Source organism: Methanobrevibacter sp. (assembly GCF_045577275.1).
Taxonomy (GTDB): domain Archaea; phylum Methanobacteriota; class Methanobacteria; order Methanobacteriales; family Methanobacteriaceae; genus Methanobrevibacter.
In genome coordinates this window covers 1-5,278 of the sequence record NZ_JAZNIB010000010.1, presented here as the reverse complement: position 1 = coordinate 5,278, position 5,278 = coordinate 1, and the positions used below count along the sequence as shown (strand labels likewise).

The following is a 5,278-nucleotide window of genomic DNA, read 5'->3' as shown; positions in this document are numbered from 1 at the left end:
AAAAAAGTTAAAAAAAATAAAAAAAGTAAATTGGGAGAATTATAATTCTCCTCTTTCTCTTCTTTCTTCAAGAAGTTTTAAACCAAGTTCTCCTAATTTGTATTTTTGGATTTTACCACTTGTGGTAAGTGGGAATTCATCTACAAAGAATACATATTTAGGAACTTTATATCTTGCAATCTTACCAATACAGAAATCTCTGATGTCTGCTTCGGTTACATCTTCGAATCCTGGCTCTTTAATGATGAAGGCTCCTACGATTTCACCGTATTTCTCATCAGGAATACCTCCTACTTGTACATCCTGTACACATTCATGGGTAAAGAGATACTCTTCGATTTCTCTTGGATAGATGTTTTCTCCACCACGGATGATCATATCTTTAATTCTTCCTACGATACTGTAGTAACCGTCTTCATCAACGGTAGCCAAGTCTCCAGAGTGTAGCCATCCATCAGGTTCAATGGTTTCAGCAGTCTTTTCAGGCATATTGTAGTATCCTTTCATTACATTGAAACCTCTGCACATGATTTCTCCTGTTTCACCAGGTCCAAGTTCCTCTCCTGTTTCAGGGTCTATGATTTTTACTTCAATATTAGGGAATTTTCTTCCTACAGTACTGATTTTCTTCTCAAATGAATCCGCTGCATTGGTTTGAGTAAATCCAGGTCCTGCTTCTGTAAGACCATATACGCTGGTAATCTCTTTCATGTTCATCTTATTGATTGCGTCTTTCATGGTTTCGACTGGACAGGTGGAACCTGCCATGATACCAGTTCTAAGTGAAGACATGTCAAACATATCGAACATTGGATGGTTCATCATACCGATGAACATTGTTGGCACACCATAGATGGAGGTACATTTTTCCTTTTGGATTGAGGAAATGGCAAGCAGTGGGTCATATTCTTCAAGTACAACCATTGTTGATCCATGGGTAATTACAGCCATTACACCAAGCACTGTTCCAAAACAGTGGAATAAAGGCACTTGTAGGAGAAGCCTATCCTTTTCAGTATAGTTCATATTCTCTCCAATGTAGTAACCATCATTTAAGATATTACGGCTTGTAAGCATTACTCCCTTAGGGAATCCTTCAGTACCGCTGGTATATTGCATATTGATTACATCATATTGGGTAACTGCATCCTTGATTTTCTGATATTCTTCATCATCATAGTTCATACCGAGCAATAATAGTTCATTGGTGTTGAACATTCCTCTGTGCTTTTCTTGACCTACATGAATAATATATTTTAAGTGAGGGAATTTTTCGCTGTTTAAATTTCCTCTTGCAGAAGTTAACATTTCAGGAACAAGCTCGTGAATGATATCGAAATAGCTGGTATCCCTGAATCCATCAGTCATACCGATTGCTTTCATGTCAGATTGCTTTAGCACATATTCCAATTCATGGGATTGATAAGCGGTATTGACAGTTACGATTGCTGCACCAATTTTAGCGCATGCAAACATGAAGGTTAACCATTCAGGCACATTCTTAGCCCAAATTCCTACATGGTCCCCAGGTTCAATACCAATTGATAGCATACCTTTTGCTAAATTGTCCACCCTTTCATCAAACTCCTTGTAGGTAAATCTGAGGTTTCTATCTGGATAAACAATAAATTCATGATCTGGCTGTTTTTCTACTTGTGATTCAAAGAATTTTCCAATTGGAAGTTCAGTAAATAGTTCACTCATATTCTCACCATTTAATTTATATCATTAATTTTTAATTATTTAAATTCGTATAAAGGTTTAATACAGATATTTAATATGGAGTGTATAAAACAGCTAATATTTTAGCATTGTCTCCAGTAGAGTGTAAATGGTGAGGAACAACAGAGTCATAGAAAATACTGTCTCCTGCAGCTACTGTAAATTTGTCTTTACCATATTCCACTTCGATTTCACCTTCTAATACATAAATGAATTCTTCTCCTTCGTGGGAAGATAATTTATAGTCTTTTTCATAGGTGATGTCGATTATGAATGGATCGATGTTTCTATCGATTTTACCTGCACCTAATGAGTGGAATTCTAAGTTGGTTGAATTTGTAACGTCTTCCCTTCCAGAGAAATATAATACATTGTCAGGTTTTCCGCCTCTTACAACAACAGGTCCAAGCTGTGGTGTGTCGTCTAAGAAAGTTCCGAGTCTTACACCAAGAGCTTTTGCCATTTTGGTAAGTGGTGTGAGGGAAGGAATGATTTCTCCGTTTTCCATAGCTTTGAGAACTTCAAGCTTTACATCACTTTTTTCAGCAAGTTCTTCAATACTCATGTTTTGTCTTTCTCTAATGCTTTTTACTTTTAAAGCAAATTCTTTGTTTTGTTCCATTGTTTCACCTTTATACATTATATTATAGATTATTATTTTTTTAGTCAATTTTTCGATTAATATTATTTAATTTAAGTCAGTAAAATTTATAAGTTTTAAAGTTTTCCAAATCTCTTAAAGTCAATAAAATTTATAAGTTTTAAAGTTTTCCATATCTCAAAGAGCGAGTAATTTCACAAAATGAAATAAAAAAATAGAATTAAGAAGTTATAAAATCAATAACAAAAAAGAGTTGAGATTTATTCATCATCTGAACTGTCTTCACTAGGTGTCGGTTTTGGTTTCGGTTTGGAATCTGAATCATCACCGCTATTTTCATTATTGTTTGAATCAGAGTTACTGTTTTGATTGTCACTGTTGTCATTTGGCTTGTCATCAGTGTCATCATCAATATGATCTGTGGAATTGTCAGTTGAATTGTCTGTTTCATTAACTTCTTCTACCACTTTTTTTGGTTCATAAACTGCATTGACACTAGCTGGAGAAAAGTTATCATCATCCAATGCGATCATTTTATCGGTTTCATTTATTCCTGGAAATGATCCCATAACTAGATCTCCTGTAAATGCAGCTGCAAAATTACTCAATCCCAAGGCAAGGATTGCAATAATCAGGAATATCAAGAAGTTAGCTTTCTTATCAACTTTCAAATTCTCACCTCGTAACAATCATCTTCAAAATTCATTCCACATATATATTATAATTTATTCAAATCTAATATACATTATTAAATTATATTAAATTAGTATTTATATATTATGGTGATATGTTTAGGTTTTTAATATTTTATGTAATTTTAAGTGCCAGTTTCTTAATTTGATAAAGTATTTTCACTTAAAATTATTTAAATTGGTTAAGGGGTGATTTTATTTTAAATTGACCAATTTTATACATTTTTTTATTTAAATATACATTTTTATTCCTTATTCCCATTGATTGTACATTTTCATACTTTGTTGTAAACATTTATATATTTTGAGAAACATATAAGAGTATGTCGGAAATCGGAAGCCGACTTCCGACTAATAAAATTTTTATACTGATTGAATTATGAGAAAATGATAATATGGTTATGTTAAGTGCAGGAGATACAGCATGGATACTCATAGCAACAATCTTGGTCTTATTGATGAGCATCCCTGGTGTAGCTTTCTTTTATAGTGGATTAACAAAAAGGAAAAATGTATTAAATACAATGTTTTTAACTTTTATCGCATTCTCCATAGCAAGTATAATTTGGGTAGTTTATGGATATCCATTTGCATTTGGGGATGTAAGTATAGGCGGATTAATTTCTCAACCGGCACATTTCTTCATGTCCGGAATAGGTATTGGTGATTTAACTGGATCAATTCCTACAATATTGTTTATTGTGTTCCAATTGACATTTGCAGGTCTTACAGCAGCACTTGTCTCAGGAGCAATTGTCGGAAGAATGAAAACATCTGCATGGATGATTTTTATAGTTGCATGGGTGACTTTAGTTTATATCCCTATTGCCCACTGGGTATGGGGAGGCGGATGGCTAATGCAAATGGGTGCATTAGACTTTGCAGGAGGTACTGTTGTACATATCAATTCAGGTGTAACTGCATTGGCATTGGCACTTGTTCTTGGAAAAAGGAAAGACTCTTCATTACTTCCTCATAACTTAGGTTATTCAGTATTAGGTGCAGGATTCCTATGGTTTGGATGGATGGGATTCAATGGTGGATCCGCTCTTGCTGCTAATGGTCTTGCAGCTTCAGCTATCTTAGTTTCAAATGTTTCAGCAGCTACAGCTTTGATTACATGGGTATTGATTGATATTGTAAAAGGTGGAAAGCCTACAATGTTAGGTGCTATTACCGGTGGAGTTGCTGGACTTGTTGCAATTACTCCTGCAGCAGGATTTGTGGATGTTCCTGCAGCTATAATAATAGGATTTGTAACTACATTTGTATCTTACTATGCAATTTATTACTTAAAATCAAAATTAGGATATGATGATGCATTGGATGTATTTGGAGTCCATGGTCTTTCAGGTATTTGGGGTGCAATAGCTACTGGTATATTTGCTTCACCTCTTATTAATGAAGCATCAGGATTGTTGTTTGGAAATCCAGGTCAGCTCACTATCCAGATCATTAGTGTGATTGTAACAATGGTTTATGCATTTGTAATTAGTATAATTCTAGCTAAAATCCTTGATAAGACAATCGGAATCAGAGTTGAAGAAAAGGCTGAAATTGAAGGTCTTGATGCAAACTTGCATTCAGAATCAGGATATAGGTTATAAATTCTAGGCATATGTAAAAATTAGGTGATATATATGAAAAGGATAATTGTTGTCATTCGTCAGGAAAAGTTTGAAAGTGTGAAAAAAGCTTTGCTTGATGCTGGCTGTGAAGGAATGACTGTATCAGAGGTTAAAGGAAGAGGTAGGCAAATGGGTATCAGGGAATCCTATAGAGGTTCCAGCTATTGCATTGATCTTATTCCTAAGACCCGTCTTGAATTGGTTTTAAATGATGAAGATTTAGAGCGCATTTTGGATGTCATCATTGAAAGTGCGCGTACTGGTGAGATTGGGGATGGAAAGATTTTCGTTTCCGATGTAGCTGAAGTAATCAGAATCAGAACTGGTGAAAGAGGTTCTGATGCTGTATAACTCAAGCTTTTACGTTGCCTTCGGCAACGCAAAACCTTGACCAAAACTCCCAGCTTTTCCGCCCTTCGGGCGCAAAACCTGGATCAAAATCTTTTTAACTGTTGGGAGTATTTCTAACATTTTTTTCTTATTAAAATTATTTTTTATTTCTTTTGGAGTGTTTCCAACTATTTTTTCTTATAAAATTAATTTTTAACAATTTTTTGTTTATTTAGAATTTAATATTCTTTAAGTATATTTTAACAATTTTTATTTATTTAGAATTATATTCAAATTTATTTTTT

General features: G+C 34.1%; 5 protein-coding genes. 2 read left to right on the top strand and 3 right to left on the bottom strand.

Annotation, left to right across the window (positions count from 1 at the left end; translation table 11 throughout):
* Positions 1 to 39: 39 nt before the first annotated feature.
* The 3 genes from ACKI67_RS00300 to ACKI67_RS00290 form a co-directional block, all read right to left on the bottom strand.
* Positions 40 to 1,704 carry an AMP-binding protein gene (locus tag ACKI67_RS00300; RefSeq protein WP_407461382.1) on the bottom strand — a complete coding sequence of 555 codons (1,665 nt, stop codon included), beginning with the start codon at positions 1,702 to 1,704 and terminating at the stop codon, positions 40 to 42.
* A gap of 70 nt (positions 1,705 to 1,774) precedes the next feature.
* Complete coding sequence (locus ACKI67_RS00295) at positions 1,775 to 2,344, bottom strand: cupin domain-containing protein (protein WP_407461381.1); 570 nt, start codon at positions 2,342 to 2,344, stop codon at positions 1,775 to 1,777.
* A 239-nt stretch (positions 2,345 to 2,583) separates the two neighbouring features.
* Positions 2,584 to 2,994, bottom strand: a complete 411-nt coding sequence (locus tag ACKI67_RS00290) for a hypothetical protein (protein WP_407461380.1) — start codon at positions 2,992 to 2,994, stop codon at positions 2,584 to 2,586.
* 416 nt (positions 2,995 to 3,410) lie between these two features.
* Between ACKI67_RS00290 and ACKI67_RS00285 the strand changes: the two genes are divergently transcribed.
* Both ACKI67_RS00285 and ACKI67_RS00280 read left to right on the top strand, forming a co-directional pair.
* On the top strand, positions 3,411 to 4,622 hold the full coding sequence (locus ACKI67_RS00285; RefSeq protein ID WP_407461379.1) for an ammonium transporter: 1,212 nt from the start codon (positions 3,411 to 3,413) through the stop codon (positions 4,620 to 4,622).
* Between the two features lie 33 nt (positions 4,623 to 4,655).
* Positions 4,656 to 4,994 (top strand): P-II family nitrogen regulator, encoded by a 339-nt coding sequence (locus tag ACKI67_RS00280; RefSeq protein WP_407461378.1) that lies wholly within the window; start codon positions 4,656 to 4,658, stop codon positions 4,992 to 4,994.
* Positions 4,995 to 5,278: the final 284 nt, after the last annotated feature.

Coding starts and splice junctions, on each gene's coding strand:
- ACKI67_RS00300 (WP_407461382.1), bottom strand. CDS start 1,704: ATGAGTGAACTATTTACTGAACTTCCAATTGGAAAATTCTTTGAATCA.
- ACKI67_RS00295 (WP_407461381.1), bottom strand. CDS start 2,344: ATGGAACAAAACAAAGAATTTGCTTTAAAAGTAAAAAGCATTAGAGAA.
- ACKI67_RS00285 (WP_407461379.1), top strand. CDS start 3,411: ATGGTTATGTTAAGTGCAGGAGATACAGCATGGATACTCATAGCAACA.
- ACKI67_RS00280 (WP_407461378.1), top strand. CDS start 4,656: ATGAAAAGGATAATTGTTGTCATTCGTCAGGAAAAGTTTGAAAGTGTG.